The sequence below is a fragment of the Pseudotabrizicola sp. L79 genome, from assembly GCF_036553525.1.
Taxonomy (GTDB): domain Bacteria; phylum Pseudomonadota; class Alphaproteobacteria; order Rhodobacterales; family Rhodobacteraceae; genus Pseudotabrizicola.
Genome location: NZ_JAZHDA010000020.1, coordinates 1 through 3422, shown reverse-complemented (window position 1 = coordinate 3422; position 3422 = coordinate 1). Strand labels below are relative to the sequence as shown.

Below are 3422 nucleotides of genomic sequence, written 5' to 3'. Positions count from 1 at the left end.
TTAGATGTTATCTGGACAGGCAAGGCTTTTCTCGACCTGTCGGGTAGCGATAGTCCATAGGAGGGGCCCCGCCGTCCGCTCCGCGCGGATCAAAGCGCTGGCGGTGCGGACGGCGGGGAGGTTCCTGTGGTCTATCGCGGAGACGCTGCGGAACTCACGGTTCAGTCGGTTCATCCAGATCCACCAATAGGCGCTCTATGCGCGCCGCAATACCGATGTGCCGTTCGATCTCGCGCTGCCAGCCCCGTTCTCTGGCATCTGTCGCAAGTGTCAGTTCGAGCTTCCGTCTTTCTCGAAGCCTGCCAGCGTAAGCTTTGCTGGTCACGAATTTTGCGCAGCTGAGATAGAGGTCACATTCACATGGCCCCTCAGAGGGTAGGCGTAGACAGTGGCCAAGTTCCAGTTCTGTCTTGATAAAGTTCGATTTCAGCCAGTCGATTGCCGAGCACGATAATTTTCCCGCGCGTATTGCTTCGGCACCGGGACCAGCGATCATTTCACCGGGGCCAAGCACACTACGATAGTCACGTAGGACTTCGGCGTCGCTGATCCGTGCGTAAACCATGGACATGTGCGGCGTCTGATGCCCCAAGACGCTCATGATGGTGTGCAACTTGGCACCTCGTTCGGCGAGTTGCGTGCCCACAGTATGACGAAACCGATGGCTGGTAACTGTCGGCTTTCCATCTTGATCGACCAGTCCGGCGAGTCTGCACATCTGATTGAGGGGGTATTGCAGCAAATAGTCTGCCGACATCCGCCCGCTGCGGCGAAAGAAGACATAACGAACCAAGTCGCCGGTCTTGTCATCCCGGATCGGGCGGTCGTTGGCTTCGAGCCGACGCTGGATGACTTCGCGCAATACCGTTGCGGCGTCGTCATGCAAAGGCACAAGGCGTTCCCGCATAGTCTTTCCAGCGGGTATCCGCAGTCTGAAGGTCCCGTCGGGATACTGATCTAGGCAGTCCAAGCGGAGTCGAACGACCTCTCCCCGCCGTGCGCCAGACCAGCGGGCGATCAGCAGCGCCGCCTTCTGAAACTCACACTCGAGGCTCGGCAGCTGCGCCATAAGGCGCGACAGCTGGTCCTCGGGAATAAACCTTGGCACGCGATGTGCCAACTTCGGCAGATCGTTCGGATCAAGAATGGGTCGGGTCGGAAAATTGGGCCAGTCCCATGCTGCGCCATCAGACAGGAACTTGGCAACTGTGCCCGCCCTTGCTCGACGAGCATTTATGGACAGCGGCGCGCCGGTGCGTGGTGCAATGTCGAACTGAAGGTGGCGAAGGTAGTCGTTGAAAAGCTCCGGATTGATGTCAGCAAAGTTCAAAATGCTGGGCTGTCGCGTAGACAAGTAAGTCACAAAATGCCTCATCGAAACGGCCATGTGATCTACCGTCGGGCGAGCAAGACTGACCCGCTTCCTCTCAAGCCAGCGGTTTGCCAATTCCTGCAGGTCTGGCCTCGGCGAAGCGATCGGCTTGCGTTTGTCCTGGATAATCTGAGGCCGGATGACATCGTTCCCGTTTTGGAAGAGGAGCAGCTGCAGAACGCGGGTTTTGACCCGCCAGCTGCGCTGAAAGCCTGCCGGGAAGTCTTCTTTCTCGTTTCGGAAGATATGAGTGTCGTGTCGTGCGGCGAAGGCGTCGACACCTGCGATCATTTCGTCAAGGTGATGTTGGCGAAGATCGCCAAAAGAGCGGACACCCGTGTGCATCGCAAGACGTGGCAAAACCACGCGGAGCGCTGCTTGCACGCCGGTTGCGGAATAGCCAATCTTCGCACTGTCCGCGACCAGTGCGTCGAGCCCTTCATAGGCGTTCAATGGCTCCATCGTCTCCGCCACGCGCATGTTTCCGACTGCGAACAGGAAATCGTAGTCCAACCGGATTCGGTCGGTCATGGCTGCGTAATAGAGATAGCTGCGTGCCCGAAAGCTGACCGGATAAGTCGGATGGGCCTGCTTGTCACCATTTAGGCAGCCAATTCTGATCGGCAGGGGGGCAGCGAACCAATCCCTGATATCCGGCCAACTCTCAATGAACATGGATCGGTATATCAACCGCTTGCGGCGAAAACTTTCAGCCATCGGGATGCGCGCCAGAAATGCCGCATAGTCAGCTTCGTCTGCGTGCTCACATATGACAGGGCGGTCGACGGCCGATTTTGACGATACATGGGTCACAGAGCCTCTCCGTCCGTTGTTTGCGAAGGACGATCCAGCCCTAAGGCGTGTCGATACTCTGCGACCACCACGGCGTCGGAAACCCTTGTGTAAATTCTGGTCGATTCCGGCGAGGCATGACCCAATCGCTTCTGTAATGTCAGTTCTCGCATCCCTGCCTCCCACATGCGCGTCGCATGGGTGTGGCGAAGGGCGTGCGGGGTCATCCACGGCTCTCGGATCTCGGCGCGATCACATGCGCGAGCAAAAAGTCGCGCCAGCGCAGAATAAGACAGCGGTTCTTCACGGTTTACGCCTGTGCCGCCGACCAGGAACACGAAAGGAACGTCAGCATCACCCGGTCGTTCGTGCATGACGTATGTGCTCAGGGTTTCCAGTGTCTCGCCATCATGCAAATCGACTACGCGCTCGACGCGGGACTTCGATCGTGCGCCCTTTGGATGATCATCGCGGCAGCGCACAAAGATGCGTTTGCGCCCGTAGCCTATATCGGCGAGATGCAACCCGAGAACTTCTCCGGGGCGCAGGCCTCCGTTCAGCATCAGCAATACCAGGCTGCGATCGCGGAGATTGCGTGTGGCGGCCAATAAACCTTCGACCTGTTGCTGATTCATCGGTCTTGGAAGCCGCTGCATAGTCTTCAGGCGCAATTCTCTGACCTCAGACCTCTGCCGTGAAACCCCAGTCAGAAACGGCCTATGCCTGTCGCTCACCCGCCAAGACGTTTGATCTTGCTTCTTCGCGATCGGGTTTGCCCCGCTGAACGCTCCGGTGAAAATCGCCCAGCGATAGAAGGCGTCGACCGCCACGAGGATGCGATTGATCGTGGCGGCTGAAAGGCCCTGCCGAACGGCAGCCCCCTCGCTCACTACCAGTCTGATCGAAGTATCCCGGCGCTTGCGGTTGGCGTTTACCGACCGGAGGTACTCGAGGAATGCGGCCGAGAGTTCGGGGGAGAAGGAGGTCCAGTGAATTCCTTGGGTTGAGAGAAAGGTCCAGAGATGAATGAGGTCGCGTGCATAGGCGAGGGCGGTGTTCGGCGAATACGCCTTCGCCCCCAGATAGCCGACAAAACTGCAGATCGGCTCGACTACGTTGCCGTCCATATCGGTCACAAGAATGGTGGTGCCGCCGTCGGCGCTTCTCAGTTTGAACATATGCGCCTCGGTGATTCTGCGGCTCGTAACAGCCAGCATAGGGCAAAACGCCACCGGCGGCATGCTGTCCACATAATCGA

At 58.2% G+C, this 3422-nt stretch carries 2 protein-coding genes; both read right to left on the bottom strand.

What is annotated here, in order from left to right:
* Positions 1-154: 154 nt before the first annotated feature.
* Positions 155-2185, bottom strand: coding sequence for a tyrosine-type recombinase/integrase (locus tag V3C85_RS00065; protein ID WP_331792949.1), 2031 nt, complete (start codon positions 2183-2185; stop codon positions 155-157).
* Positions 2182-3422: tyrosine-type recombinase/integrase (locus V3C85_RS00060; protein WP_331792948.1), on the bottom strand; the 1241-nt coding region annotated here is incomplete at its 5' end. The genes V3C85_RS00065 and V3C85_RS00060, both read right to left, overlap by 4 nt.